Source organism: Prauserella muralis, from assembly GCF_003202285.1.
Taxonomy (GTDB): Bacteria; Actinomycetota; Actinomycetes; order Mycobacteriales; family Pseudonocardiaceae; genus Prauserella_B; species Prauserella_B muralis.
This window is the reverse complement of the sequence record NZ_MASW01000006.1, coordinates 593,304-619,838: the sequence shown is the minus strand read 5'-3', so window position 1 is coordinate 619,838 and position 26,535 is coordinate 593,304. Positions and strand designations below refer to the sequence as shown.

Genomic DNA, 26,535 nt, shown 5'->3' with positions numbered 1-26,535 from the left:
GTTTGTCCCCGGTTCTGTCGGGTTGCGGTCCTAGCTTTGATCGCGTGCGGTTGCTGCATACCTCGGACTGGCACATCGGGCGGACATTCCACGGTGCCGACCTGCTCGCCGAGCAGGAGACAGTCCTGCATCACCTCGCCGACCTCGTGGCCGGCGAGGCGGTCGACGTCGTCCTCGTCGCGGGCGACATCTACGACCGGGCCGTGCCCTCCGCCGAGGCCGTGCGCGTCGCGAGCACCGGCCTGCGGCGGCTCAGGGAAGCCGGAGCCGAGCTGGTCATCACCTCCGGCAACCACGACTCCGCGGCACGGCTCGGCAGTTTCGCCGAGTTCGCCGCCGCGGGCGGGCTGCACCTGCGCACCACCGTCGCCGGGATCGACAAGCCGGTGCTGCTCCGCGACGAGCACGGGGAGGTCGCCCTCTACGGCATTCCCTACCTGGAGCCCGAGCTCGCGCGGCACGCGCTCGGCGTGCCCGATGCGCGCGGTCACACGGGCGTGCTCACCGAGGCCATGCGCCGCATCACCGGCGACCTCGCGCGACGCCCCGAGGTGCACAGGTCCGTCGTGCTCGCGCACGCGTTCGTCACGGGCGGCGTCGGCTGCGACTCCGAGCGCACCATCGCCGTCGGCGGGGTGGAGCAGGTGCCCGGCTCCGTGTTCGACGGGGTGGACTACGTCGCGCTTGGCCACCTGCACGGCGCGCAGACGCTCGGCGAGGGGCTGCGCTACTCCGGCAGCCCGCTGGCGTACTCGTTCTCCGAGGCGGCACAACGCAAATCCGTGTGGCTGGTGGATCTCGACGCGGGCGGGCTCGCGGACGTGCGCAGGCACGAGCTGCCCGTCCCGAGGCGGCTGGCGACGGTGACCGGCACGCTCGACGAACTGCTGGAGGCACCGGAGCTCGCCGACCTGGCCGACTGCTTCCTCTCGGTCACGCTCACCGACCGCGTCCGGCCGGTGGACGCCATGCGCAGGCTGCGTGAGCGCTTCCCCCACGCCGTGCACCTCGACTGGGAGCCGGAAGGGGGGTGCGCGACGGTGCTGCGCTACGCGGAGGCCGTGCGCGGGCGCTCGGACAGCGAGATCGCGGCGGGCTTCCTCGCCGACTGCCGGGGCGCTCCGCCGAGCGAGCGGGAGCACGCACTGCTGGCCACGGCGCTGGAAACCGCGGGCAAACGGGACCCCGACGGGCAGGACGGTGATCTGCGATGAGGTTGCATCGGCTGGAGGTCGCGGCGTTCGGCCCCTACGCACAACGCGAGACCGTCGACTTCGACGCGCTCGGTGCCGACGGGCTTTTCCTGCTGCACGGCGACACCGGCGCGGGCAAGACGACGCTGCTCGACGCGGTGGCCTTCGCGTTGTTTGGTGCGGTGCCCGGCGCCCGAGGCCAGGTGAAGCGCCTCCGGTGCGATCTTGCCGACGCCGACACGGTCACCGAGGTGGCCCTGGAGCTGACCGTGCAGGGCCATCGCCTGCGGATCGTGCGCAGCCCCGAGTACCAGCGGCCGAAGCGGCGCGGCGACGGCTACACCACCCAGCAGGCCAAGGCGTCGCTGCGCTGGCTCGGGGAGGTGCCCGAGGGGCAGCCCGCCGAAGGACTGACCCGCATCGACGAGGTGTCCAGGACCGTGCAGCGGCTGCTCGGCATGAACGCCGAGCAGTTCTTCCAGGTGGTGCTGCTGCCGCAGGGCGAGTTCGCCCGTTTCCTGCGGGCCGACACCACCGAGCGCGAGCAGTTGCTGGAGCGGCTGTTCGGCACGCAGCGCTTCGCCGACGTGGAGCGCTGGTTCCGTGAGCTGCGCACGAAGCGGGGCCGCGAGCTGGAGAGCCGCCGCCAGTCCGTGCGGGAGTGGCTGGCCCGGTTCGCCCAGGTGGCGCACGAGGAGCCGCCCGAGGACGCGGGCCGCGACTGGGTGGCCGACGTGCGAAGGAGAGCGGCCGGGGACGTGGCCGTCGCCGAGCGGGAGCAGCGAGAGGCGACGGCCGCACGCGAGCAGGCCGAGGCCGTGCTGGAGCAGCGCCGCACGGCGTCCGAGCGCGTCCGCAGGGTCCGGGCCGCACACGAGAGCCTCGCGGCGCTGGAGCGCACGGCCGTCGAACGCAAGGAGCAGGCGGGCGAGCTGGCCGCCGCCCGGCGGGCCGTGCCGGTCACCGGCCTCGCCGCGGAGGCGGACCGCCAGCGGCAGCGCTTCGAGCGCGTGCGGCAGGCGGAGGAGACCGCACGGCAGGCACTGACGGCCACCGGGTTCACCGAGGTCGAGGCCCCGGTGACGGTGCTGCGCGAGCGCGCGGGGATGCTGCGCGAGGAGGCCGGAGCGCTCGCCGGGCTCGTGGCCGAAGCCGAACAGCAACGCCACGACCGCATCCGGCTGCGCGACCTGGCGGAAACCGTCACCTACGCCGCGGCGCAGGCCACCGCCATCGGCGAGAAGCTCGAAGGTCTTCCTGAGCGCATCCGTGAGCTGCACGAGCAGCGGGAACGCGCCGTCGAGGCCGAGGCGAGGACCGACGGGGTCACAGCGCGCAGGTCGGAACTCGCGGACACGCTGGCCGATGCGCGGGAGCTGCCTGCGCTGGAGCGAGCCGTCACGCGGGCGGTGCGGGCGGAGAACGAGGCGACCGAGGCGCACCTGAGCGCCAAGGCCACCGTGCTCGACCTGCGCGAGCGGCGGCTCGCCGGCATGGCCGCCGAGCTGGCCGGGCAACTCGGCGAGGGCGAGCCGTGCCCGGTGTGCGGGTCCGCCGAGCACCCCGCGCCGGCGAGTGCGGCGGGAGGAGTCGTCGGTGAGCACGAGGAGCGCGCCGCCGCCGAACGCGAGCAGGAGGCCGAGCGGCACCGGCTCGCGATGGCGACGGCCCGGCAGGAAGCCGAGGGCGCGCTCGCCACGGTGCGCGAGCGGGTCCGGGGCCAGTCCGCCGAGGAGCTGGCCGAACGGCTCGCCACGGTGGAGGCCGAGCTGGCGGAGCTCACCGCGCTCGCGCGGCGCAGGCCGAAGCTGGACGAGTCGGTGCGCGCGGCCGAGACCGAGTACGAGGAACTGACCGCCGAGCGAGCCAGGGCCGAGCGGGCCGCCGCCAAGGCGGAGGCGGAGCGGCACGCGCTGGACGAGCGCGTGCAGGAGCGGCAGCAGCGGCTGGACGACGCCCGTGGGACGTTCACCGGCGTGGCCGAGCGCCGCGAGCACCTGGTCGCGGTGGTGCGTGCACTGGACGAGCTGGCTGAGGCCTGTTCCGCGCGGGCCGCCGCCGAGGACCGGCTCGCCGAGCAAGAGGCCGCCGTCCTGGCCGCCGCCGAGCAGGCCGGGTTCGACTCCGTGGCCGCCGCACTGGCGGCCGCCAGGGACGACCAGCGCATCACCGAGCTGGAGCGTGCCCTCGCCGAGGCGGAGGCCGCCGAGGCCGCGGCCAAGGCCACGCTCGCGGAGCCGGAGCTGGCAGGGGTCGCGCCCGACGATGAGGTCGACGTCGGCTCCGCCAAGACGGCCGCCGAGGACGCCCGCGCGCGGGCGGAGACGGCCGTGGCGACCCTGCGGTCGGCGAGCAGGCGGGCCGACGAGCTGGCCGAACTGGCGCAGCGGTTCGACGCCGCGCTCGCCGCGCTCGCCCCGGCCGAGGAGGAGTTCGCGGAGCTGGACGCCCTCACCGACGTGGTGAACGGCCGGGGCCAGAACGCGCGCCGCATGTCCCTGCGGTCGTACGTGCTTGCCGCGCGGCTGGAGGAGGTCGCGGTGGCCGCCACGGCACGCCTGCGATCGATGAGCCAGGGCCGCTACTCGTTCGTGCACTCCGACGCCGCGGGCTCGCGCGGCACGCGCGGCGGCCTCGGCCTCGACGTGCTGGACGACTACTCGGGGATGATCCGGCCCGCCAAGACCCTGTCCGGTGGCGAGTCGTTCCTCGCCTCGTTGTCGCTGGCTCTCGGGCTGGCGGACGTGGTGGCGGCGGAGACCGGAGGCGCGCTGCTCGACACGCTCTTCGTCGACGAGGGATTCGGCACGCTCGACGGACAGACCCTCGACGTCGTGATGGACGTGCTGGATGAGCTGCGCGCGGGTGGCCGCGTCGTCGGGCTCGTCTCCCACGTCGAGGAACTGCGGCAGCGCATCCCGGTCCGGCTCCGGGTGCGCAAGTCCCGCACCGGATCGACCCTCGAGCTGGAGGGAGGGATGCTCGCTGCCTGAACGCGACGAACCCCCGCTGGCCCGGCGCAGGAGGCTAGACCGCCGGGGTCTCGTGGTCGAGTAGCCAGCGCTTGACGTCGAGCCCCCAGCGGAATCCGCCGAGTGCACCACCGATGCGCAGCACGCGGTGACATGGCACGAACAGCGCCACGGCGTTACGGGCGCAGGCGGACGCGGCGGCCCGGATGGCCTGGGGCCGTCCGGCGAGCGCGGCGAAATCGCTGTACGTCACCGGCTTGCCCGCGGGAACCGTGCGCAGGACCTCCCAGGCGTGTTCCAGGAACTCGCCCGAGCGCTGCCGTACGGGGATGAGGTCGATGGCGTCGTGCTCACCCTGGTGGTATCGCCGGACGGCCTTGCTGACCTCGCCCAGGTCGCGCTTGTGGCGGAGCTCGGCCGGGGCGAGTGCCGCCGACATCACGGTGGTCAGGTCGGCCGGGTCGGCCGTCCAGCCCGAGGCCAGTACGGCGCCGTCGGCGGCGACCACGGTGGTGAACGGCCCGATCGGGGTGTCCTGAGTGGACCAGTGTGCGGTGCTCATGCGGTCTCTCCCATGTCGGTGGTGGTGACGGTGCCGGCACTGGTGGCCCGCCAGAGGTACATGCCCGCGTACGACCGCCACGGCCGCCAGGCCTGGGCGTGGCCGGTCAGGTCGCCGATGCCGAACGCGGCGGCGCCTTTGCGCAACGCGAGGTCGCCGTCGAGCAGGATGTCCGGGTGGCCGAGGACGCGCATCAGCACGTAGTCGGCGGTCCACGGCCCGATCCCGGGTGCCGCGAGCAGGTCGGCGCGCAGTTCGGCGGGTTCGCGGCCGACGTGCACGTCGAGCTCGCCGCCGGCGAGCGCGGCGGCCACGGCCAGGATCGCCTCGACCCGTCGCCGCGGGCCGCGCAGCACCTCGGCGCCGTGCTCGGCGACGGCCGCCGGGGAGGGGAACAACAGCCCGGGTTCTCCGGCGCCTGCGGCGGCCGTGGGCTCCCCGAGCGCGGCGGCCAGCCTCCCGGCGGCGGTCCGCGCTGCGGCGACCGAGACCTGCTGGCCGAGCATGGCGCGCAGCACGAGTTCCGGGCCGTCGACGGCGCCCGGTACCCGGATGCCCGGCGTGGCCGCCACCATCGGTGCCAGCGCACGGTCGGCGGCGAGCACCTGCCGGGCGGCCTCGGGATCGGCGTCGAGGTCGGCCAGCCTGCGGACCCGCGCGACGGCGTTGCCGAGGTCGCGCACGTCGGTGAGCCGCAGATCGCAGCGGACGTGCGTGTCCGAGGGCTCCAGCCGGACGACGCCGCTGCCGTGGGGCAGCCGCAGCGTGCGGACGTACCCGGACGTCGCGTCCTCCACGCCGGGCACCGCGCGGGCGGCCAGGAACTCCAACAACCCGGCGGCGTCGAACGGCGGGCGGAACGGGAGCCGCAGGTGCAGCCGCACCCCTGCGGTGGTCGTCGTCTCGGCAGGTGCCTCGGCCTTCCTGCGCTTGCCCGCCGCGGTCGCCCGCAGCTGGGACGGCGTGGCGGCGAACACCTCGCGGATCGTGTTGTTGAACTGCCGGACGCTGGAGAACCCGGCGGCGAAGGCGATGTCGGACAACGGCATCGTGGACAGCTCGATGAGCAGCCGCGCCGAGTGTGCCCGGTGCGCCCTGGCCAGGGCCAGCGGCCCGGCTCCCAGTTCGGCGGTGAGGACCCGGCCGAGCTGCCGCTCCGAGTAGCCGAGCCTGCGCGCCAGGCCGGGAACGCCTTCGCGCTCGACCGTGCCGTCGGCGATCAGTCGCATGGCGCGCGCGGCGAGGTCGGCCCGCACGTTCCACTCCGGCGAGCCGGGCACGGCGTCGGGCAGGCACCGGCGGCACGCGCGGTAGCCGTTCGATTGGGCTGCCGCCGACGTGGGGAAGAACTCGACGTTGCGGGCCTTGGGGGTCATGGCCGGGCACGAGGGCCTGCAGTAGATACCCGTGGTGCGCACGGCCACGATGAACTGCCCGTCGAAGCGGGCGTCGCGGGACATCACCGCGCGGTAGCACCGTTCGGTGTCGCGCCAGACGCCGCCGTGGGCTGCTGGGGCCGTGGTGAGCTGTGCCATGACGTCGATACTGCCACCTGGTCAGCGGCCTGACTGGCAGAAATCGGACACGGCGGCTCCGCGCTCGCCGAGGCCGGGACGGCCGGCGAGGCCCGGCACGTAGACTGGGAGCCCGTGAGTCTCACCCTCGGTATCGTCGGCTTGCCCAACGTGGGCAAGTCCACCCTGTTCAACGCCCTGACGCGCAACGACGTGCTCGCCGCGAACTACCCGTTCGCCACGATCGAACCCAACGTCGGCGTCGTCCCGCTCCCGGACCCCCGGCTGGACAAGCTGGCCGAGATGTTCTCGTCGGCGAAGACCGTGCCCGCCACGGTGTCCTTTGTGGATATCGCGGGCATCGTGAAGGGCGCGTCCGAGGGTGCCGGGCTCGGCAACAAGTTCCTCGCCAACATCCGCGAGGCCAACGCGATCTGCCAGGTCATCAGGGTGTTCGACGACCCGGACGTCACGCACGTCGACGGCCGGATCGACCCGATGTCCGACATCGAGACGATCAACACCGAGCTGATCCTCGCCGACCTGCAGACGCTGGACAAGGCGCTGCCGAGGATGGAGAAGGAGGCGCGCACCAAGAAGGAGCTGCGTCCCGCCTTCGAGAACGCCCAGCGGGCCAAGGAGGTTCTGGACGCCGGGCGCACGCTGTTCTCGGCGCAGAAGGAGGTCGATCTTCCCGGCCTTCGCGAGCTGAGCCTGCTGACGGCCAAGCCGTTCCTGTACGTGTTCAACGCTGACGAGGGTGTGCTCACCGACGAGGCCAAACGCGCCGAGCTGACCAAACTGGTCGCGCCCGCCGACGCGGTGTTCCTCGATGCGAAGGTCGAGGCCGAGCTGCTCGAGCTGGACGACGAGGAGTCGGTACGCGAGCTGCTGGAGTCGGTCGGCCAGCCGGAGCCGGGCCTGTACGCGCTCGCGCGTGCCGGGTTCCACACGCTGGGCCTGCAGACGTACCTCACCGCGGGCCCGAAGGAGGCACGCGCCTGGACGATCCCGCAGGGCGCCACCGCACCGCAGGCGGCGGGCGTGATCCACACGGACTTCGAGCGGGGCTTCATCAAGGCCGAGGTGGTCTCGTACGACGACCTGGTGGAGGCGGGCTCGATGGCCGCCGCCCGGTCGGCGGGCAAGGTCCGCATGGAGGGCAAGGACTACGTGATGTCCGACGGTGACGTCGTGGAGTTCCGCTTCAACGTCTGAAACGTCTGGTCTCACCAAGAAGCTGACCCCATCGGAAGCTCGCGGGGTGTCCGCAGCACGGCAGCGGTACGCGGCCCCGCCCGGCGTGCACGGCCACCTACCCGCCCTCGTCGGCGCGGATGCTCCCGCCGACCGGCTCGCCGAACTAACCGCCTGGTAGTCCGCGTGCAGCCCGGCAAAGGCATCCGCTCCCAGTCGTCGACGAATTGCCCGAGACCGACGATCGGCAGAGCGCAATGGCTCCGCTGTTCTGATTCAGGCTGATTCTGCCGTGAATGTAATCTCCGGCTGCCTCCGTGTGTGTATGCGGGCCTCGCCCCAATCGCCGCCGACATGCCAGCTACCGTTTTCACCGGTGAGAAAGTCGACGTTGCCCATATCTTCCTCGTTTGCCGCGTCGGTGAATTTCCGGAGGGTCTGTGTCAGCCATTCAACCTTGCTGACATCCGTGAAGGTCAAATACCCATCCCGGTAGCAATACTGCTCACCTTCCCGGGGTGCACTGTAAGAATCGTGGTTTTCCGTGAGCACGAACTCCATAGTGAACACTATCTTGTTCGGCTCCTCGGAGATGTTGAGCACGTAGCTGTCCTCGAGATACACGTCTGCCAACTCGGGCAGGTCAGAGTAGTTCATGGTCACCAGTCCCATTCAATCGGCGTGTGGTTTCCGACTGACCTTCGGGTCACCGGATTGCCTTCAGGGTCGATGCGCTGCCCGTTGGCATCTTTCAATTCTACGTGAGGATGGCCGCTGCCGGGTGCGCGATCGCTGCCTGACTTGAGCGTCATTCTTGGCACGCCGTTCTCGTCAACGTATTTGGGCGGTCCGTTTGGGTTTTGCGTCTTCCTCCATCCTTGTGCCTCAGCGTACTTTTCCAGATCGCTCGCCTTCGGCGTGGCGCCACCCTGGAAGTAGTCGCCGATATTTGGCTTGACGCCAGGCGTCCTTTTGCCCATTCGCATCTTGCCGACGGTGGAGGCGATCTTTCCGGCTCCGTAGCCGAGGATCGCGCCGCCTGCTATTTGGCCGAGGGCACGGCCGGGCTCACCGTTCTTCCAGTGTTCCCAGCCGACGAGCTGCTTGCCGAACTCCACCGGATCGGTGACCGCGGAGGCGACGGTCTGGCCGACTCCCTTCCAGGTTTCGCCGTAGGCGGCGGGGTCGGTCAGCAGGCGGTGCGGGCTCAGGTCCCAAAGCAGCTCTGCCGTGCCGCTGACCGAGTCCCACGCCCCTTCCGCGAAGTCGCCGACAAACCCGCCGACCTCGCCCACCACCTCGCCGATGTCGCCCCAGAGGGACTGCTCGGGTGCCTCGTCGCCGCGAGCCCGGATCGTGGCAGCGGCCTGGTCGCCGGCCTCGGAGAGCTGTTGCCGTGCTCGGTCGAGCTGTTCCCTCGCCGCCTGACGCTTGGCCTCGCCAGGATCGGTGAACGGCGGTTCGGGCATCCGAGTCGGGTCGCCGGACGCGGCCAGCACACGGTTCTGTTCGGTCACCCTGGCCACCGCGGCCTCGTGCTGGGCTGTGGCCTGCTGGGTGGCGGCCTCGGCCTCCTGCCAGAGCCGGATGGCCTCCGCGGCCTCGTGCTGGGCCCAGCGCAGGGTCGAGGCGTACCTCTCGAGTGCGGTCGCCGTGGTGAGGAGGGCGTCGCCGGCCTGATGCCAGCGTGCGGGCTCGTAGGAGAACTTGTCCCGGAACGCGTCCGCGGCGTCACCCGTCCAGGCCCCGGAGTCGATCTTCTTCAAGTCGTCTCCCGCTTGGTCCAGGGAGCGGCCACGCCCGCGGATGGCGACCACGTTGTCGTCGATCGCCTCCGGGTGCCCGGGCACGAGCTGCCGGGGGTCGGTGGTCTCGCCAAGGTCCGCCATCAGCGTTCACCCGGGTCGCGAAAGGCCTGCTCGGCCTCGCCTTCGAACTCGGTGTAGGCGTCGACCGCTCGGGTGAGCGTGCCGGCGATGGCGCCGCCGTCCTCGAGCAACAGCTCCACACCCTCCTGCCACCGGCCGCAGAAGTGCTCGAACGCCTCGTGCAGACGGTCGTGCCCGTACATCTCCCGTGGTCCGCAGATGCTCTCGATCTTGCAGGTCTCCATGTCCCGCATGGTTTGCGACACCGCGGTCGCTGCGCCGTCGAGCACGTCGACCTCGACTTCGAAGCCTCCAGGCGTTGCTACCTCCAGCCGCGTGCTGATCGTCTTCATCGGGGTCAGGTCAGGGAGCGGGGTTCGCCGTGCCAGGACGCGGGGGCAGACGCGCACCACCGAATCTCGCCCTCCCGCCGGGTTGCGGGAGCAGCGGCAGGCCATGCTCGTCGCCCACGTCGAGCAGGACTCCGAGGCCGTGCGGTAGCTGGTCCAGGAGATCGGAACCTGTCGTCGACAACCAGGGGACTGCGCCGAGTCGTCGTTCCAGGCGTTCCAGAGTCGAGAACGCCAGAACCCAGCGTCCCTTGCCGGGCAGACTCGACGCCACGACGCCCGGGCGATCCGGCAGTCGCTCGGCGTAGACGGTCGCCTGCGCGAACGCCCTGTCGAAGGCACTCGGTTCCTGCCGACGCCTCCACACCTCACGACTCACCGTCACGAGTTCCGGCTCACGCATCGCCGTCACCTCCCCTTGTGACCGACTGTGCGTCCAGGGTAATCACGACTGAGCTGCGGGTCCGCGAATTCGCGGGCCCGCTGTCGGTGCCGCTCCTTAGGATCTCCCCATGACGACGGTGACCCAGCTCCGCAAGGCGGCCCTGGCCCTCCCGGAGACCGAGGAGGGCACCCATTTCGGCATGGTGGCGTTCTCGGTGCGCGGGAAGGGCTTTGCCTCGGTGACGAAGGATGGCGAGGTGCAGCTCCAGCTCGGCGCCGACGAGGTCGAGTCGGCTGTGTCAGCGCATCCGACGGGTGAGCGCATCAGCCGCAACGGCACGCCGATCGGCTTCCGGGTGCCGCTGGCCGACATCGATGGCAAGGACCTCAACGCCCTGGTCCGGGCGGCGTGGTTCGCGCGGGCCCCCAAGCGACTCGCGGCGGCACTCGCCGACGCCGACACGGGGACCACGCCGGGCAGCGACCTGCCGGCCGGCATCGGCAAGCCGGCGACGCGGGCCCTCCTCGGCGCGGGGCTGTCCACGCTCGCCAAGGTCGCCACCCGGACCGAGGCCGACCTGCTCGCGCTGCACGGCGTCGGCCCGAAGGCGGTCCGGATCCTGAGGGAGGAGCTGGCCCGCACGGGCAGGTCCCTGCGCTGACGACGGCGGCGATGAGTTCCCGCGGCCCGGCCGGTCTGTCCATGCATGACTGCGCCAACGATGACGGAACTGCTGGAGCGCGCCTACCTGACCACCGGGGCGACGCTGCGCGCGATCGACGCACACCGCCTCGCCGCGCCCAGTCCCTGCACAGGCTGGACCGTGGGCGAGGTCGCGGGCCATCTCGCCGACGCCCACGACATCTTCGCCAGGGTGCTGGAGGGTGACGACGTGGACTTCGCCGACCCGGGCGGCGCGCACGACGCCGATCCCGCGGTCGCCTACGGCGAACGCACCGAGCGCTGCCTGGCCGCGCTCGCCGCACCCGGCGTGCTGGAGCGCGTGTTCCCGTTCGCCTTCGGACCCGCGCCGGGCGCGCTCATCGCTCAGATCAGCCTGTCCGAGACGCTGATCCACGGCTGGGATGTCGCCCGCGGCGCCGGGGTCGGCTACGAACCCGACCCCGCCGTCGTCGAGGCGGTCGCCGATTTCCAGTCGCAGAGCAGCGGCGACGATCCGGCACGCGAGGGCATGTTCGCACCCCCGGTGCCCGCACCGGACGACGCGTCGCCGCTGGTCAGGCTTCTCGCCCACCTCGGAAGGCGGGCGTAGCCGCTCAGCCTGCCGCGGCGAGCAGGATGACGAACAGCAGGGTGGCGACCGTGGCGAAGGCCGTCACCATCGCCTGCTGACCGGGGGTGAGAACTGGGGCGCTGCGGTTCATGCTGGCCGTCCAAAGCTGCTGGTAAGGGGCGTCTCACCGGGGTTAGCGCCTGGTTCGCGCCGACCGTTAGCGCCCCCAGGCGGATGTGTTGCGAATCACTCGGCGGGAGTGTCGCTGTGCCGGCTCCTGGCGCCCTTGGCCGTGTGATATAGCACCGCCCCGGCGATCGCGATGATCATCGCGAACGCCATGCTGCCGACGACGAGCGCCTGCGTGACGTTGCTCGACGGCATCGAGGCCACCCGCTGCTGCGTGGTCTCCGTCGCCGCCGCGGCAGGAAGCACACCCGCACCCAGGCACATCATGATCACCAGGCCGAGGGCCGCGGTGATGGACAGGCGGCGGGCCGGCGACTCACTGGCCGCACGAATGTCCTTGACACCAAAACCGATCCGGCTCATCGCACTCCTTTCCGTCCACACCGGGTGGCTACCCGGTGAACGTGCGATGCCACACCCGTGTTGCCCGGCGCGGGCCAGATCACACCGAGTCGATCACCTCGTCGATCTGTCCGGCCAGCGCCAGGTCCTTCTCGGTGATGCCGCCCTCCGAGTGGGTGCTGAGCCGGAACGTCAGCGTGCGCCAGCGGATGTCGATGTCCGGATGGTGATTGGAGTTCTCCGCGATCTCGGCGACCCGGTTGACCACCTGGATCGCCTGCGGGAAGCTCGCCAGCTCCGCCTTCCGTTCGATCGCGTCGCCGTCCCGCCGCCAGTTCGCCAGCGTGCCGAGTGCTTCGTCGATGCGTTGGTCGCTGAGTACGTCTGCCATGCGTCCATGGTGGTACGCCTACGGGTACGCTGCACGTTTGCCACGGGAGTCCGGCGCCGTCCGGGCTGAGAGGTGGGCATGAGCGCGAGCCCACGACCGTTCGCACCTGATCCGGATCATGCCGGCGCAGGGAGGCCCGAGTTTCCCTCCTCCTGCCGGTGACGACTAGGAGGGCTGATGAGTTTCCTTCGCACGGCGGCGGTCCTGTGCCTGACCGGGGTGCTGGCGGCGGGCTGCACGCTGTTCGCGGGTGAGGGCGAGGACCAGGACAAGGCTCAGCCCACGGTCACACTCGTCACCCACGAGTCGTGGGCCGTGCCGAAGGAGGTCCTCGACGCCTTCACCAACCAGACCGGCATCCGGATCACCGTTCGCAAGGAGGGCGACGCGGGCGAGCTCACCAACCGGCTCGTGCTCACCAAGGACAACCCGATCGGGGACGTGGCCTACGGGGTGGACTCCACGTTCGCCTCCCGCGCGCTCGACGCGGACGTGTTCGAGCCCTACACCAGCCCGGAGGGTGACCGCGGCCCGCAGCGCTACTCGGTCGACCCGCAGAACCGGCTCTCGGCCGTCGACGTCGGCGACGTCTGCGTCAACATCGACACCGGCTGGTTCGCCGAGCGGGGCATCGCCGAGCCGGAGAGCCTCGACGACCTCGCCGACCCCCGCTACCGGAACCTGCTGGTGGTGGAGAACCCGGCAACCTCGTCTCCAGGCCTGGCGTTCCTGCTCCGCACCGTCGCCGAGTACGGCGAGCAGGGCTGGCAGGACTACTGGTCGCGGCTGAAGGACAACGGCGTGCAGGTGGTCAGCGGCTGGACGGAGGCCTACACCCAGGAGTTCTCCGGCTCCTCCGGCCAGGGCCCGAAGCCGATCGTGGTCTCCTACGCCTCCTCACCGGCGGCCGAGATCGGCGACGACGGCAAACCGCGCACCAAGGCGCTGCTCGACACCTGTTACCGCCAGGTCGAATACGCCGGGGTGCTGGCGGGCACCCGGCAGCCGGACCGCGCGGGCAAGGTCGTGGACTTCCTGCTGTCCCAGCAGTTCCAGGCCACGGTCGCCGAGAACATGTACGTGTACCCGGCCCGGGAGGGTGTGGCGCTGCCGTCCGGCTGGGCCCAGGCCGCGCCGCTGCCCGAGGATCCCGCGGCGTTGCCGGGCGAGCGCGTGCAGGCCAACCGCGAGCGGTGGATCAAGCAGTGGCGCGGGCTCGTGGAGGGCTAGCGCCCTTCGGGAAGCGAGGCTGACCTGCGATGGCGACCACAACACGGGCTCGGCGCCCGGCCCACCTCGCCGGAGTGACCGCGCTGGCGGTCCTGCCGATCGGGTTCCTCGCGGTGTTCTTCGCCTGGCCGGTGGTCGCGATCCTGCGGCTGGGCTTCTCCGACGGCGGAGTCGGTACGGCACTGTTCGAGGTCCAGACCTGGCAGCTGGCCGCCTTCACCGTGGGCCAGGCGGCGGCGTCCACAGTGGTCGCCCTGCTGGCCGGGATGCCCGTGGCGTTCCTGCTCGCCAGGGCGCGCGTCCGGGGCGTCGGTGTCGTACGGACCTTCGTGCTGGTGCCGTTCGTCCTGCCGACCGTGGTGGTGGGCCTGGCGTTCAAGGCGCTCTGGCCTGGTGGCGGCGTGGTCACGATCGTGCTCGCCAACGCGTTCTTCAACGTCGCCGTCGTGGCGCGCACGGTCGGCGGGCTGTGGGCACACCTGGACCGGCGTGGCGAGGACGCGGCCAGGGCGCTGGGCGCGTCGCCGTGGCGGGCGTTTCGTTCGGTGACGCTGCCCGCGCTGGCCCCGGCGCTGGCCTCGGCGGGCGCCGTGGTGTTCCTGTTCTGCGCCACCAGCTTCGGGATCGTGCTGCTGCTGGGCGGCTCGCGGTACCGCACGCTGGAGACCGAGATCTATCTCCGCACGGTGAACCTGCTCGATCTGTCCGGAGCGGCCGCGCTGTCGCTGGTGCAGCTCGCCGCCGTGCTCGCGGCACTGGGTCTCGGCGGGCTGGCACGCAGGCGCAGGGAGACGGCGGCGCGGCTGCGGTCGCGCGCGGAGACGGCCCGCCGCCCCGAGCGGGGCGAGTGGTGGGTGGTCGGCGCGGCCTTCGCCGTCGTGGCCGCGCTGCTCGTTCCGATCGCCGCGCTGCTGCTGCGCTCGCTGTCCACTCGTGACGGCTGGAGCCTCGACGGTTACCGCGCGCTGGCCGGGCGCGGCGAGGACGCGACCCTCGGCGTCACCGGCTGGGACGCCGCGCTCAACTCGCTGCGCACCGCCTCCGACGCCACGCTGCTGGCGATGATCGTCGGCGTGCTCGCCGCGGTGGCGCTCGTGGCGTTGCGACGGGCTCCGGGCCGCGGCGCCCGGGGTGCGGGCGAGGTGCTGGACGCCGCGCTGATGCTGCCCATCGGCGTGTCGGCCGTGACCGTCGGTTTCGGCTACCTGGTGACGCTCGGCGACCTGCCGTGGGACCTGCGCACGTCGCCGCTGCTGGTGCCGCTCGCGCAGGCGCTGGTGATCATCCCGCTGATCGTGCGCATGGTGCTGCCCGTGCTGCGCTCGGTCGACGAACGGCTGCGGCAGGCCGCGGCCACACTCGGCGCCGGGCCGGTGCGGGTGTGGCGGGAGATCGACCTTCCGCTCGCCGCGCGTTCGCTGGCCGCGGCGGCCGCGTTCGGCTACGTGGTGGCGCTCGGCGAGTTCGGGGCGACGAGCTTTCTCGCCAGGCCGGACGCGCCGACCCTTCCGGTGGCGATCGGCGCGCTCGTCGGCAGGCCGGGCGAGCTGAACAACCAGATGGCCTACGCCGCGTGTGCGCTGCTGATGGTGGTGACGGCGCTGGTCGCGGCGGTGATCGACCGGCTGCGGGCGCCGCAGGCACAGGTGGGGGAGTTCTGATGCTCACCGTCGACGGGCTCAGCGTGTCGTACGGAACCGTGCACGCCGTGCGGGATGCGCGGCTGGAGATCGCCGATGGCGACGTGCTGGCGCTGCTCGGCCCGTCCGGCTCGGGCAAGTCGACACTGCTGCGCGCCATCGCCGGGCTGGAACCGGCGGCCACGGGGACAGTGCGCTGGGACGGCGCCGACCTGGCACCCGTGCCGGTGCACCGGCGTGGCTTCGGCCTGGTGTTCCAGGACGGCCAGCTGTTCCCGCACCGGGACGTCGCGGGCAACATCGCGTTCGGGCTGCGCATGCACGGCGTCGCGGCCGCCGAGCGGCAGCGGCGGGTGCGGGAGCTGCTGGAGCTGGTCGGGCTCTCCGGCCACGAGCGGCGCAAGGTCACCGAGCTCTCCGGCGGCGAGGCGCAGCGGGTGGCGCTGGCCAGGGCGCTCGCCCCGAAGCCGCGGCTGTTGCTGCTCGACGAGCCGCTGTCCGGGCTCGACGCCGAGCTGCGCGAGCAGCTGGCCATCGACCTCGCGGAGCTGCTGCGCCGGGCCAAGACCACCGCGTTGCTGGTCACGCACGATCAGGAGGAGGCGTTCACGCTCGCCGACCGGCTCGCGGTGCTCGACGAGGGCCGGATCCGGCAGGCCGGGGACGTGCTGGAGGTGTGGCGCCACCCCGTGGACGAGCGGGTCGCGCGCTTCCTCGGCGTCACCACCGTCCTTGCGGCCACGGCAGAGGGCGGCGTGGTGCGCTCGGCGCTGGGCGAGGCGGTGCTGCCGTGGGCGCCGGACGGCGACGTGCTGCTCGGGCTGCGGCCGGGTGCCGTGCGGGTGGCCGCGGAGGGCATCGAGGCTGAGGTGTTGTCGCGGGTGCATCGCCGCGACCATGTCCGCCTCTCGGTGCGCCCGGCGGCCGGGCCGTCCACGGTGGAGGCGATCGGGCCGATGGCCTCGGGCGTGCGCGCGGGCGATGCGGTGCGGCTGATGCTCGATCCGGACGGCATCGCGGTGATCCGGACGGCGTGAGACGTCAGTCGTCCGGCACGTCGAGCACCAGGGTCAGCAGGTGGTAGCTGAGCGTCTTGCCGTGGCCGTCGAGCAGGGCCGAGCCGGTCACCCCGCCCCCGAGCACACCCGGCACCTGGAACACGAATGCGGGCAGGCCGGGCAGCACGTGGCGGCGCACTTCCCCGGTCGCCCGCGGGCCGAAGTGCGCGGCCACCACCGCGCTCGTGAGGTGGGTGGTCAGCAGGGCGAAGGCCTCGTCGTCGCGCGGGAACACCGCGAGCATCAACGTGTCGCCCTTGTCGCCCGCCCGGACGTCGGCGAGGTCGTCCAGCCGCAGCCGGGTGCTCACGGCGTCACCACCCGCACCGTGGGACGCACGTGGTCGCGGGGCACGAGACACGAGCGCACGGCCACCACCTCGCGGAGGTCCGTGCGCGCCCCGCCGCCGCCCGCGGGCCCGTTCGTGTACAGCGACTCCACCTCCCAGCCGACCGCGGCCGCCTGCCGCCGCGAGGCGACCCTGGCCGACACCCGCAGGCGCACCTCGGCGGGCTCCGGCACGTCGGCCAGCCCGCGGAACGCCGCGGCCGCGCCGATGTACTCGACGTCCAGCGCGTCGCCGTCCACGCCGTGCACGGCGGCCAGTCGTTCGCGGACGACGTCGGCCGCCCACCGTGCCCGGTCCAGGCAGCGGGGGCCCGCGTAGGTGATCTGGCCCTCACCGAGCCAGCCTCCCCGGAAACCGAGGGTCGCCTTCAGCGCGTCCGGCCGCGCCCGGCCGGACGCGCCCCTCGCGCGTACCCGGTCCTCGCCGAGAGAGGTGAACGTGACGCCGGTGAAGTCGGCCACCACGTCCGGTGTGACGTAGGCGGCGGGATCGTCCACTTCGTACAGCAGTTGCTCGGCGCAGGTGCGGGGGTCCAGCCGCCCGCCCGTGCCCGGCAGCTTGCCCAGCACCGCGTCGCAGCCGGGATCGACGTCGGCGAACGGAAAACCCAGCCATGCCAGATCCGGTACGGGTTTCGTGACCGGGTCGGCGAAGTAGCCGCCGGTGAGCTGTCCCGCGCACTCCAGCAGGTGTCCCACCATGGTCGCCCTGCCCAGCAGCTCGTAGTCGTCTTCGGCCCAGCCGAACGTGTGCACCAGCGGGCCCAGGTAGAGCGCGGGGTCGGCGAGCCGTCCGGTGAGCACCACGTCGGCCCCGGCTGCCAGCGCCTCGACCACGGGCGCGCAACCCAGGTAGGCGTTGGCGGAGATCAGCTCGTCGTCGCATTCGGACAGTCGGCGGCCGGTCTCCCACAGCACCGGGTCGAGGCCGCGGACCGCGTCGAGCACGTCGTCGCCGGTGACGACGGCGACCCGCAACGAAGCCAGCCCCAGTTCCTTGGCGAGCCGGACGGTGTGCTCGCCTGCCGCGTCCGGGTTCGCCGCTCCCGAGTTGGTGACCACGGTCGTGCCCGCGGCCGCGCAGTGGGGCAGCACCGCCTCCAGCCGGGCGGCGAGCAGCGGGTCGTATCCGGCGCCCGGATCGGCGAGCCGCCGGGCCTGCGCGGCCGCGACCGTGCGTTCGCCGAGGCATTCGAACACCAGGTAGTCGAGCGCGCCGCGCCGGGCCAGCTCGACGGCGGGGTCGATGCGGTCGCCGGCGAACCCGGCGCCCGCACCCAGCCGCAGCGTGCCTGTGGTCACGAGGACCACACCGGGATCGCCCCCGTGGCCAGCGCGACGGCCAGCATGACGATGCTCGCGAGCCACGCCCAGCCGATGAGGTGCCGAATGTGCTTGCCGATCTCGACGCCGCTGAGGCCGACGAGCAGGTAGAACGATCCGGTGAGCGGGCTGATCGGGAAGCCGACGGTCTCCTCGCCGAGCAGTGCCGCCTGCGCGATCGCCGCGCCGCTCACGCCGAACTGTTCGCCGACGCTGGTGAGCACGGGCAGCACGCCGAAGTAGAAGGCGTCCGGGCCGAACAGCAGGCTCAGCGGAACCCCGAGCACGCCCACGATGAGCGGCAGGGCGGGTGCGGCGCCGCTCGGAATGGCGTCGGCGGCGGTGGTGGCCATCGCCTCGATCATGCCGCTGCCCTCGAGGATGCCGAGGAACACGCCCGCGGCCAGCAGCGTCGTGGCCATGAGCATCGCGCCCTTGGCGTGTGCCTCGATGCGGGCGGTCTGGCGCTTGAGGCCGGGGTAGTTCACCACGAGCGCGATGACGAGCGCGACGAGGAACAGCATCTCCGGCGGTGCGACGGCGGCGACGAGGCAGCCCACGACGGCCACCGTGAGTGCGATGTTGAACCAGAACAGCCGGGGCCTGCGCAGGTCCTCGCCGCTGTCGTGGTGGTCCTCTCCGCCGGTACCCGCGGAGCCGCTGCCGCCGCTGGACGGCACCGGCCGCCCGGTCGGTCCGCCTCCCGCACCCACCGCGACGGCCTCCGTCGTCTCGGCGGCGGCGGCGATGCGGCGCCGCTCTCGCCGCCCGAGCAGCCAGGCGATGACCAGCGCCGTCACCACGCCCGCGATCTGCGCCGGGATCAGCGGGACCCACAGGTCGTTCACGGGCACGCCGGTGGTGGTGGACGCGCGTGCGGTCGGCCCGCCCCACGGCAGCAGGTTCATCACGCCCGCGCCGAGTCCCACGCACGTGGCGAGCACGAGCCTGCTCATGCCGAGCCGGTCGAAGATCGGCAGCATGGCGGGAATCGTGATGAGGAACGTCGTGGCGCCCGCGCCGTCGAGGTGCGCTGCGCAGGCGAGCAGGGTGGTGGCCAGGCAGACGGTGGACGGTGTGTTGCCCGCGAACCGCACGATGCGGTCGATGATCGGGTCGAACATCCCGGCGTCGCGCTGGACGCCGAAGTAGGCGATCGCGAACACGAACATGGCCGTGACGCCCGCGACGTCGCCAAGGCCCTCGCCGACGAACTCGCCGACCTCCTCGGGCGAGAACCCAGCGACGAACCCGGCGACGACGGGCACGCCTGCCAGGGCCACCACGGCCGCGACCCGGTTGGTGAGCAGTAACACCAGGATCACGCCGACGGTCAGAAAGCCGAGTAGAGACAACATTGTCGTTCGACCTCTCACGAGACATCAGCGGAGCGAGCGTCCTGAGTGTGGTGCCGTCATTTGCTGGCGTCCAGCATTGATTCAGCATAGATTGATGCGCTGTGAGCATCGACCTGTCGATCCGGCACCTGCGGGTGCTGGTCGCCGTCGCCGACGCGGGTGGTTACTCGGCGGCCGCTCGCACGCTGCACGTCGCGCAGTCGTCGCTGAGCCGCGCCGTGCTGGAGATCGAGCACCGCATCGGCGTGCCGCTGTTCGAGCGCACGACCAGGCACGTCCGGCCGACGCCGGACGGCGAGGAGTTCCTGGTGATCGCCAGGAGGCTGATCGCCGACTTCGACGCCGCGCTGAACCACTTCCAGGGCTACCTGGAGGGCACCCGCGGTTCGGTGTCGATCGCCGCGCTGCCGTCGCTGGCGGGCAGCATGCTGCCGCCGGTGTTGTCGGCTTTCCGTGAGCACCGGCCGCAGGTGTCGGTGTCCGTCCGGGATGGACTGTCACAGGAGGTGCTCGCCCACGTGGCGGGAGGCACTGTGGACATGGCGGTGACGGTGTCGCCGACGGTGCCGCCGTCCCTGCACGCGCAGCGGATCGCCGTCGACCGTTTCGTGTGCGTGTTCCCGCCCGGGCACCGGTTCGACGGGTGCAAGCGCTTGACGTGGCGGGATCTGGAGGGGGAGCCGTTCGTCGCGTTCGACGCCGGTACGAGCATCCGGGCCTATGTGGACGCGACGTTGCGGGAGACCGGGGTGGAGCTGGGGCCGGTCACCGAGGCACGCAACATCGGCGCCGTCGCCGGGCTCACCGCCGCCGGGCTCGGCGTGTCCATGGTTCCGGCGCTGGTGGTGCCGATGATGGGGTTCGTGAAGCTGCGCAGGCGCGTGGTGGCCGAGCCGGTGGTGGAACGCGACATCTGCCTCGTCCACGATCCGATGCGCCCGTTGTCCCGTACCGCACGTGGCCTGATGGCGACCCTGCTGCAAGCCGCCGCCCACGACCTCCACCTCCCCACCGGAGCCCGTTGGACACCGGCCCCAACCTGACGCGCTGCCCAAAGCTCCCCAATGCCACATTTGTTACACTGGATGGAGCTAATGCGGCATTCGCTCCATCCAGTGGAGCGAATGCCGCATTGGGGAGCTCGCCCCCTCAACCGCGGCGCACCGGTGGACGGGGCCGGTTACACGCCGCCTGGTATGCGGCACGCAGTTCGCGGACGACTGCCTCGGGTTCGGTACGCAGGCGGGCGGGCAGGGTCGGCAACACGATGATGCCCGCGGCGGCGTAGCGGGCGTTGCGGGACAACGTGTCGGCGTAGTCGGCGAGTTCGAAGTGGAACTCCTTCGAGTCGATCTCCCAGGCGAGCGCCACCTCGTCGCACCACGCGTCCGGTGTCGCGATGTAGGCGCCGGAGTCGTCGTACACGGGGACGTTCCACTCGCAGTCCGGCAGGCCCGCCCTGCGCCACAACCGCCATGCATCCCCCTCGGCGACCGACCGGGCGCCCGCGAAGAGTTCGCCGAGCGCGCGGCGAGGCAGCGCCGACCCGCGCTGGCTGCCGAACTCCAGTTCCCTGGCCAAGGTCTCTGGCTGGCACCTGCCGCGCTGGACCGCCTCGGCGAGCATCGCTCGGATGGTGTCGAAGTCGCGGATCCGCCGCGCCGCGTCCAGCAGAGCCCGATGCACCGGCGCTACGGGAATGCCGTCGCGCCGCTGCGGCTTCGGCAGGCGGGTGGTCCTTTCGATCAGCGCGAAGCCTGCACTGGTGACTTCCCGTTCGGCCGGCACGAGCACATGGACGTCGTCCGGTTCCGGCGTGCGCCGGAGTCCGTACTGACGGACCGCCCACAGGCCGGTGATCATCGAATCCGGCCCGCCCCGGAGCAATGCCGCGGCGATTCGTTGTCGTGCTGTCGGTTCAGCCGGGTTCAGCTGAATGACACCGGGGAGTAGGCGGCGCCATGGGCCGCCGGGAAGACAGCGACGGTAGATGGTGTTACGTGGCATGCCGAGCGCCTCGAGTTCCGCCGCCCGCACCACGTCTGGACCGTTCTTCTGGCCGCGCACCAACGGGTGGTCGGCCCAATAGCCTCGTCTCATAATGCCGACGAGATTCCGGGAGCCCACCGACAGAAACGATGCCGGAACGGGTACGAGAAACCCACTCGCACCGCGCCCACCCGATCGGACTAAAGCTCCCCAATGCCACATTTGTTCCACTGGATGGAGCCAATGCGGCATTCGCTCCATCCAGTGGAGCGAATGCCGCATTGGGGAGCTTTCAGCCGTCCTTGGTGCTCAGGCGGGCATAGGCCAGGGACAAGGCGATCGCGATGTAGCAGGCCGCGCGCAGGGCTCCTTCGGCGAGCGCGCCGCCCGGCATCGGGTCCCTCAGCACATCGGCGAGGTCCTGCCAGGATGCGTTGAGCAGGAAGGGATGCAGCCAGTCCAGAGCGTCCAGGAACTGCAGCACCGAGAACACCACCACGCCGCCGAGCACCGACGCCAGCACCACCATCGGATGCTCGGTGCACGCCGAGATCGCCAGCGCCACGGCACCGACCGCCCACAGCTGCAACGACACCCACCCGGCGGCGATGGCGACCTTCAGCAGCGCCTCCGGGAACGTCAGCGTCGTGCCGGACAGCGACACCAGCGCATCGGTTCCGTTGATCACCAGGCCCGTGACGATGCCGGTCAGCGCCATCACCCCCGCGGCGCACACCGCGAACGTGGCCACCCCGAACGCCTTGACGAACAGCAGCCTGCCCCGGCTCACCGGCGCGAGCAGCCAGCCCCGCAGCGTGCCGTGTGCCTGCTCGCCCGCGAGCGCGTCGCCGCCGACCATCGCCGCGGTGAGCGGCAACAGCAGCCCCAGCGCCATCGCGAGCGCGGCGATGGGGAGAACGAGAGCGTTGCCCGCGGCCGTGGCGACGAGGGAGCCACCGTCGCCGTCACCGCCGCCGTCCGGCGGTCCGGGGGAGTCGACCAGTGTCAGCGCGACGCCGATGATCACCGGGATCGCCGCCAGGAGACCGAGTACCACGAGCGTGCGCGGCCTGCGGAAGATCCAGCGGAGCTCGGCTCGCAGCAGGCGCGGCAGCGGAGCACGGGACGGGCCATCCGCCGCGGGGGAAGGAGGAGGTGCTGATTCCAGGGTCTCCGTCACCGGGACACCTCCCCGTTCGATTCCTGCTGCGTCAGGCGCGCGAACAGATCCTCCAGGCCCGTGCGGGCACGGCGCGCCTCGTGCACGGACACCCCCGCGTGCACCAGCGCCGACACCACCTCGGGTGCCGTCGTGGCCGTCAGGTCGACCCGGACTCCCTCGGGCGTGAGCCGCGACGGAATCCGGTTACGGCGCAAGGCCTCCACGGCCTCGGCGGCGTCCGGTGTGGACACCACGAGACCGGGTGAGCCGGATTCCAGCAGTTCGGCGAGCTCCCCCTGTGCCACCACCGTGCCCGCGTGCAGCACCGCGACGTGCGTGCAGGTGGCCTCCACCTCCGCCAGCAGGTGCGACGACACCAGCACGGTGACCCCGGCGGCGTGCAGCTCGGCGATGATCGAGCGTACCTCGCGCGTGCCCGCGGGGTCGAGCCCGTTGGTCGGCTCGTCCAGCACCACCATTCGCCGGGGCACGAGCAGCGCCGCGGCGAGGCCGAGCCGCTGCTTCATGCCGAGCGAGTAGCCCCGGTAGCGGCGCGTCGCCGCACCGGCGAGACCCACCCGTTCCAGCGCGGCGTCCACGGCCCTGGGAATCTCGCGGCCGGACAGCTTCGGTTCGGCCGCACCCAGCCGGAGCAGGTTCTCCCGCCCCGACAGGAACGGATGGAACCCGGGCCCTTCCACCAGCGCGCCGACATGGGGCAGGGCGTGTGCCGCCCCGGCGGGCATCGGATGTCCCAGCAGGCTCGCCTCGCCCGCCGTGGGCCGCACCAGCCCGAGCAGCATCCGGATCGTGGTGGTCTTGCCCGAGCCGTTGGGCCCCAGCATGCCGAGCACCGCGCCCTCGGGAATGTCGAGATCGACGTGGTCGACGGCGACCGTGCTGCCGTAGGTCTTGCGCAGCCCCCTGGTCCTCGCCGCGGGCGGTGAAGCGGGCGTGGACGCCCCCGTGCCGGGGACGTCCACGCCGGTGACTGCCGTACTCACCGGGTTGCCAGCGCCTTCGTCAGCACCTGCTGCGGCACGGCGCCGAGGGCGAACCGGCCGTCGTCGGTGAGGATGGCGGTGCCGATGCTGGTGCTCACGAGCTGCCCGGAGCCCCAGTCGCCGCTGACCCGCGTGCTGAGCCGGTCGAGCATGCCGCGGACGTTGCCGTCCTCCTCGCCGCCCGACAGGACATCGGCGGGCACCCGCCCGACGAGCACCGCGTCCCAGCCCTCGCCGACGAGCCGGGGCTCCCCGGCACGCGCCGCGTCCCTGGCGCCTTCCACGTCCGGCTCGGCCTCGGTGACCGTCGCTCCCCGCGGCGGCGTGAACTCGAACAGCTCCGCGGGCTGCGCGCCGAAGTCGATGTCGGTAAATCCGAGCTGCAGGGCAGGCTCGGTGGTGCCGTTGGTGAGCACCGACAGCCGCAGCGGCAGCCTGCTCTCCGAGTCGACGGCCACCCGCACCTCGCGCAGCAGCGTCCGCTCCTCCGGCTTCGGGGTGAGCACCAGCTCGTAGGCCGGCCTTCCCGCGACGCGCGCCGTGCCGTCCACCGACACCGTGCTGCTCGCACGCAGGTCGGACACCAGATCGGCCGCGGCCGCGGCCGGGTCGCTCATCCGGCCCTGCGGGTTCTCCTCCCGCGGATGGTGGCTCCGGGCGTCGGTCTTGGTGGCCGTGTCGGTCGCCGAGTCGTACATCCACACGGTGTTGCCGTCGCGGACGATCGTCTGCTCGGAGTTGCCGTCCTGCACGGCGATCCTGCTGTCGCCCTCGCCGTCGTAGTAGACGCGCGCCGAGTCCATGTCCAGCATCGGCACGCCCGGCATCGACGGCAGGCCGAGCTGGTTGTCGAACGCGACCGTGCCCGCCAGCGCGGGCGGGTCGGCCTCCAGCACGGACTGCACCAGCGCCTGCGCGCCGACCGGCGGCAGCTCCGGTGCCTCACCCGCACCCGCGGGCACCGCAAGCAGGCCGAGCCCGGCCGCGCCGAGCGCGGTGCCTGCCACGGCCACCGCCAGTGCTTTCCTCTTCGGGTTCACAAGCCCTCCCAGTTCGCGTCTCCAGTGTGCCCCGGATTCCTGTCTCAGCGTGCTCGCCCACGACTGAGACCGGACTGAGATGCTGAGAACGGGCTGAGAGCACGCGCGGAACCGGCCCGGAAACGGCATCCTGAGAACCGTGAGACCCCGAGTACTGGTCGTCGACGACGAACCCGGCGTGCGCAAGGCCCTGCAGCGCGGCCTGACGGCCGAGGGCATGGACGTGGTGACGGCCGCGGACGGCCCCAGCGCACTGCGGCTCGCCCAGACCGGGGCGTTCGACGTGCTCCTGCTCGACATCATGCTGCCCGGGCTGTCCGGCTACCGGGTGCTCCAGCAGTTGCGCGCGCAGGGCGTGCACACGCCCGTGCTGCTCGTGTCGGCGAAGGACGGCGAGATCGACCAGGCCGACGGCCTCGACCTCGGCGCCGACGGCTACCTCGTGAAGCCGTTCTCGTTCGTCGTCCTCGTCGCGCAGGTGCGGGCGGTGCTGCGCCGCGCCACCTCGCAGGGCGTGCGGGGTGCCCTGCGCATCGGGGGGCTGGTCGTCGACAGGGCCGCCCGCGAGGTGCGCTGGAACGACGACGTGGTGGCGCTGAGCCCGCGGGAGTTCGCGCTGCTGGAGGTGCTGGCAGGCCGTGCGGGCACCGTGGTGACCAAGGACGAGCTGCTGCGCGCCGTGTGGGGCGACGAGCAGGCGGCCACGCGCAACGTGGTCGAGGTCTACGTGGGGTACGTGCGGCGCAAGCTCGACGCCGTCGGCGCGGGCGCGTTCGTCCGGACCGTCCGCGGGCACGGGTACGTGGCCTCCGACCCGGAGCTCGACCAGGTGACCACCGGGTGATCTCGTCCCCGCGCCGCTGGTGGCTGCGGCGCAGCCTGCGCTTCCGGATCACGCTCATCGCGTCCACCATCACGCTCGCGGTGCTGTTCGGCCTCGCCACGCTGGCGGGCAAGGCGCTGGGTCCGCTGCTGGTGTCGTCGGTGGACGAGGAACTGCGGGTGACGCTGGACTCGGCGCAGGCGAGTGTCGCGGCGGGCCGGGCGCCGGTCCCGCCGGAGGGCATCGAGGTGCGCGTGCTCGACACGGCGGGCTCGCCCGTGGACGGGCAGCGGCCCGCGAGCCTGGATGCCGAGGACGTCAGCGCGCTCAAGGCCGGGCTGCCCGTCACCAACAAGTTCGAGGGCGCCGTGGTGTCGAAGTGGCGCTGGCTCGGATCGGTGGCCACCGCGCCGGACGGCTCGCAGCGGCTCGTCGCGGTGGGCGCGCCGATGGTCGGCTCGGCCGAGGCGGTTGCCGACGGCTCCCGCTGGCTGCTGTTCGTGGCGCTGGTGGGTGCGCTGGTCGCGACGCTCGCGTCCTGGCTCGGCGTGCGTGCCGCGCTGCGGCCGGTGGGGCGGATGCGCCGTTCGGTGCGGCGGCTGCCGCCGGGGGAGCGCCTGCCGCTGCCGGACGCCCACGACGAGCTGCGCGCGCTGGCCTCCGATCTCAACGCGCTGCTGGCCAGGCAGGAGGAGGCCAGCGAGCGGCTGCGCCGGTTCACCGGCGACGCCGCGCACGAGCTGCGCTCGCCTGTCGCCTCCATCCGCGTGCAGGCCGAGGTCGCCGTGGCCAACCCGGACCCGGACCTGGCCCACGAGACCCTCGCCGACGTACTCGAGGAGGCCGAACGGCTTTCCGCGCTGCTCGACGGCCTCCTCACACTGGCCCGGTCCGACGCGGGCGAGCTGCCACCGGTCGAGCCGGTGGAGCTGGTCACCGAGGCGAGGGCCGCGGCGCAGCGGCTGCCCGCGGACGCGCCCCCGGTGCGGGTGAGCGCGGCCGTGCCGCAGGCGTGGGCGCTTGCCGCTCCGGCGGAGGTGGAGCTGGTGCTGAACAACCTGCTGCGCAACGCGTGCCGCTATGCCGCGTCGCAGATCGTCGTGTCGGTGCTGGCGTCGCGCTCGCGCGTGCGCGTGGTGGTCGACGACGACGGCCCCGGCCTCGCTCCGGAACACCGGGAGCGGGTGTTCGACCGGTTCTACCGGGTCTCCGATGACCGCGCGCGGACGTCGGGCGGCACGGGGCTGGGGCTGGCGATGGTGGCCGAGGCCGTGCGCAGGCGCGGTGGCCGCGTCACCGTCGGCGAGTCACCCGAGGGCGGCGCGCGGTTCCAGGTGGTCTGGCCCAAGCACCGCGGGTAGCG

Annotated in this window: 26 protein-coding genes and 1 riboswitch; of the genes, 11 read left to right on the top strand and 15 right to left on the bottom strand. The window is 72.2% G+C overall.

Translation table 11 applies throughout. The annotated features are described in order from the left end of the window. The first annotated feature begins 44 nt into the window (after nt 1-44). The gene (locus BAY60_RS28440) at nt 45-1,214 is read left to right on the top strand and encodes an exonuclease SbcCD subunit D (protein WP_112284426.1); all 1,170 of its coding nucleotides are present in this window, start codon (nt 45-47) and stop codon (nt 1,212-1,214) included. Next, nucleotides 1,211-4,186, top strand: coding sequence for an AAA family ATPase (locus BAY60_RS28435; protein WP_112284425.1), 2,976 nt, complete (start codon nt 1,211-1,213; stop codon nt 4,184-4,186). Before BAY60_RS28440 ends, BAY60_RS28435 begins: the two co-directional genes overlap by 4 nt. A gap of 34 nt (nt 4,187-4,220) precedes the next feature. Here BAY60_RS28435 and BAY60_RS28430 read toward each other — a convergent pair whose 3' ends face one another. Beyond that, complete coding sequence (locus BAY60_RS28430) at nt 4,221-4,727, bottom strand: methylated-DNA--[protein]-cysteine S-methyltransferase (protein WP_112284424.1); 507 nt, start codon at nt 4,725-4,727, stop codon at nt 4,221-4,223. Continuing rightward, entirely contained in the window at nt 4,724-6,262 is a 1,539-nt protein-coding gene (locus BAY60_RS28425) for an AlkA N-terminal domain-containing protein (RefSeq protein ID WP_112284423.1), read from the bottom strand. Before BAY60_RS28425 ends, BAY60_RS28430 begins: the two co-directional genes overlap by 4 nt. 114 nt (nt 6,263-6,376) lie before the next feature. Between BAY60_RS28425 and ychF the strand changes: the two genes are divergently transcribed. After that, nucleotides 6,377-7,459, top strand: coding sequence for a redox-regulated ATPase YchF (ychF, locus tag BAY60_RS28420; RefSeq protein WP_112284422.1), 1,083 nt, complete (start codon nt 6,377-6,379; stop codon nt 7,457-7,459). Between the two features lie 255 nt (nt 7,460-7,714). Here the strand turns inward: ychF and BAY60_RS28415 are convergent, their stop codons facing one another. Genes BAY60_RS28415 through BAY60_RS36870 form a run of 4 tightly spaced genes read right to left on the bottom strand, consistent with a single transcriptional unit; the run spans nt 7,715 to nt 10,059 of the window. Further along, nucleotides 7,715-8,101 carry a hypothetical protein gene (locus BAY60_RS28415; protein ID WP_211330485.1) on the bottom strand — a complete coding sequence of 129 codons (387 nt, stop codon included), beginning with the start codon at nt 8,099-8,101 and terminating at the stop codon, nt 7,715-7,717. Continuing rightward, a complete protein-coding gene (locus tag BAY60_RS28410) occupies nt 8,098-9,327 on the bottom strand; it encodes a WXG100 family type VII secretion target (RefSeq protein ID WP_112284421.1) in 1,230 nt (409 codons plus the stop codon). Before BAY60_RS28410 ends, BAY60_RS28415 begins: the two co-directional genes overlap by 4 nt. Further along, on the bottom strand, nt 9,327-9,659 hold the full coding sequence (locus BAY60_RS28405; RefSeq protein ID WP_112284420.1) for a hypothetical protein: 333 nt from the start codon (nt 9,657-9,659) through the stop codon (nt 9,327-9,329). The genes BAY60_RS28410 and BAY60_RS28405 overlap by 1 nt, the downstream gene beginning before the upstream one ends. A gap of 10 nt (nt 9,660-9,669) precedes the next feature. After that, nucleotides 9,670-10,059 carry an SseB family protein gene (locus tag BAY60_RS36870; protein WP_146771098.1) on the bottom strand — a complete coding sequence of 130 codons (390 nt, stop codon included), beginning with the start codon at nt 10,057-10,059 and terminating at the stop codon, nt 9,670-9,672. Nucleotides 10,060-10,168: 109 nt separating this feature from the next. On the opposite strand from BAY60_RS36870, the gene BAY60_RS28400 reads away from it, so the two are divergent. After that, nucleotides 10,169-10,702 carry a hypothetical protein gene (locus BAY60_RS28400; protein WP_112284419.1) on the top strand — a complete coding sequence of 178 codons (534 nt, stop codon included), beginning with the start codon at nt 10,169-10,171 and terminating at the stop codon, nt 10,700-10,702. A 60-nt stretch (nt 10,703-10,762) separates the two neighbouring features. After that, nucleotides 10,763-11,314: a TIGR03086 family metal-binding protein gene (locus BAY60_RS28395; protein WP_170160586.1), complete on the top strand. Its 552-nt coding sequence runs from the start codon at nt 10,763-10,765 to the stop codon at nt 11,312-11,314. 207 nt (nt 11,315-11,521) lie between these two features. On the opposite strand, the gene BAY60_RS28390 is transcribed toward BAY60_RS28395, so the two are convergent. Both BAY60_RS28390 and BAY60_RS28385 read right to left on the bottom strand, forming a co-directional pair. Next, complete coding sequence (locus tag BAY60_RS28390) at nt 11,522-11,827, bottom strand: hypothetical protein (RefSeq protein ID WP_112284417.1); 306 nt, start codon at nt 11,825-11,827, stop codon at nt 11,522-11,524. A gap of 79 nt (nt 11,828-11,906) precedes the next feature. Beyond that, a complete protein-coding gene (locus BAY60_RS28385; protein ID WP_112284416.1) occupies nt 11,907-12,197 on the bottom strand; it encodes a 4a-hydroxytetrahydrobiopterin dehydratase in 291 nt (96 codons plus the stop codon). 32 nt (nt 12,198-12,229) lie between these two features. Further along, nucleotides 12,230-12,347, top strand: a riboswitch (TPP riboswitch). Nucleotides 12,348-12,374: 27 nt separating this feature from the next. Between BAY60_RS28385 and BAY60_RS28380 the strand changes: the two genes are divergently transcribed. Genes BAY60_RS28380 through BAY60_RS28370 form a run of 3 tightly spaced genes read left to right on the top strand, consistent with a single transcriptional unit; the run spans nt 12,375 to nt 16,104 of the window. Then, a complete protein-coding gene (locus BAY60_RS28380) occupies nt 12,375-13,427 on the top strand; it encodes a thiamine ABC transporter substrate-binding protein (protein WP_112284415.1) in 1,053 nt (350 codons plus the stop codon). Between the two features lie 29 nt (nt 13,428-13,456). Beyond that, nucleotides 13,457-15,088 (top strand): ABC transporter permease, encoded by a 1,632-nt coding sequence (locus BAY60_RS28375; RefSeq protein ID WP_112284414.1) that lies wholly within the window; start codon nt 13,457-13,459, stop codon nt 15,086-15,088. Further along, nucleotides 15,088-16,104 (top strand): ABC transporter ATP-binding protein, encoded by a 1,017-nt coding sequence (locus tag BAY60_RS28370; protein ID WP_112284413.1) that lies wholly within the window; start codon nt 15,088-15,090, stop codon nt 16,102-16,104. Before BAY60_RS28375 ends, BAY60_RS28370 begins: the two co-directional genes overlap by 1 nt. 4 nt (nt 16,105-16,108) lie before the next feature. Here BAY60_RS28370 and BAY60_RS28365 read toward each other — a convergent pair whose 3' ends face one another. Genes BAY60_RS28365 through BAY60_RS28355 form a run of 3 tightly spaced genes read right to left on the bottom strand, consistent with a single transcriptional unit; the run spans nt 16,109 to nt 19,154 of the window. Beyond that, nucleotides 16,109-16,435, bottom strand: coding sequence for an AtuA-related protein (locus tag BAY60_RS28365; RefSeq protein ID WP_112284412.1), 327 nt, complete (start codon nt 16,433-16,435; stop codon nt 16,109-16,111). Further along, on the bottom strand, nt 16,432-17,775 hold the full coding sequence (locus BAY60_RS28360; RefSeq protein ID WP_211330484.1) for an acyclic terpene utilization AtuA family protein: 1,344 nt from the start codon (nt 17,773-17,775) through the stop codon (nt 16,432-16,434). Before BAY60_RS28360 ends, BAY60_RS28365 begins: the two co-directional genes overlap by 4 nt. Continuing rightward, nucleotides 17,772-19,154 (bottom strand): CitMHS family transporter, encoded by a 1,383-nt coding sequence (locus BAY60_RS28355; RefSeq protein WP_112284411.1) that lies wholly within the window; start codon nt 19,152-19,154, stop codon nt 17,772-17,774. Before BAY60_RS28355 ends, BAY60_RS28360 begins: the two co-directional genes overlap by 4 nt. A 101-nt stretch (nt 19,155-19,255) precedes the next feature. Here BAY60_RS28355 and BAY60_RS28350 point away from each other — a divergent pair, with 101 nt between their 5' ends. Next, entirely contained in the window at nt 19,256-20,197 is a 942-nt protein-coding gene (locus BAY60_RS28350) for a LysR family transcriptional regulator (protein WP_112284410.1), read from the top strand. Nucleotides 20,198-20,303: 106 nt separating this feature from the next. Here the strand turns inward: BAY60_RS28350 and BAY60_RS28345 are convergent, their stop codons facing one another. The 4 genes from BAY60_RS28345 to BAY60_RS28330 form a co-directional block, all read right to left on the bottom strand. Continuing rightward, nucleotides 20,304-21,017 carry a hypothetical protein gene (locus BAY60_RS28345; protein WP_342769792.1) on the bottom strand — a complete coding sequence of 238 codons (714 nt, stop codon included), beginning with the start codon at nt 21,015-21,017 and terminating at the stop codon, nt 20,304-20,306. 418 nt (nt 21,018-21,435) lie between these two features. Further along, nucleotides 21,436-22,323 carry an ABC transporter permease gene (locus BAY60_RS28340; RefSeq protein WP_425466491.1) on the bottom strand — a complete coding sequence of 296 codons (888 nt, stop codon included), beginning with the start codon at nt 22,321-22,323 and terminating at the stop codon, nt 21,436-21,438. Then, the gene (locus BAY60_RS28335) at nt 22,320-23,309 is read right to left on the bottom strand and encodes an ABC transporter ATP-binding protein (protein WP_112284409.1); all 990 of its coding nucleotides are present in this window, start codon (nt 23,307-23,309) and stop codon (nt 22,320-22,322) included. Before BAY60_RS28335 ends, BAY60_RS28340 begins: the two co-directional genes overlap by 4 nt. After that, entirely contained in the window at nt 23,306-24,349 is a 1,044-nt protein-coding gene (locus BAY60_RS28330; protein ID WP_112284408.1) for a LolA family protein, read from the bottom strand. Before BAY60_RS28330 ends, BAY60_RS28335 begins: the two co-directional genes overlap by 4 nt. 139 nt (nt 24,350-24,488) lie before the next feature. Here BAY60_RS28330 and BAY60_RS28325 point away from each other — a divergent pair, with 139 nt between their 5' ends. Together BAY60_RS28325 and BAY60_RS28320 are read left to right on the top strand one after the other, a co-directional pair. Next, nucleotides 24,489-25,193, top strand: coding sequence for a response regulator transcription factor (locus BAY60_RS28325; RefSeq protein WP_112284407.1), 705 nt, complete (start codon nt 24,489-24,491; stop codon nt 25,191-25,193). Continuing rightward, complete coding sequence (locus BAY60_RS28320; RefSeq protein WP_112284406.1) at nt 25,190-26,533, top strand: sensor histidine kinase; 1,344 nt, start codon at nt 25,190-25,192, stop codon at nt 26,531-26,533. The genes BAY60_RS28325 and BAY60_RS28320 overlap by 4 nt, the downstream gene beginning before the upstream one ends. Nucleotides 26,534-26,535: the final 2 nt, after the last annotated feature.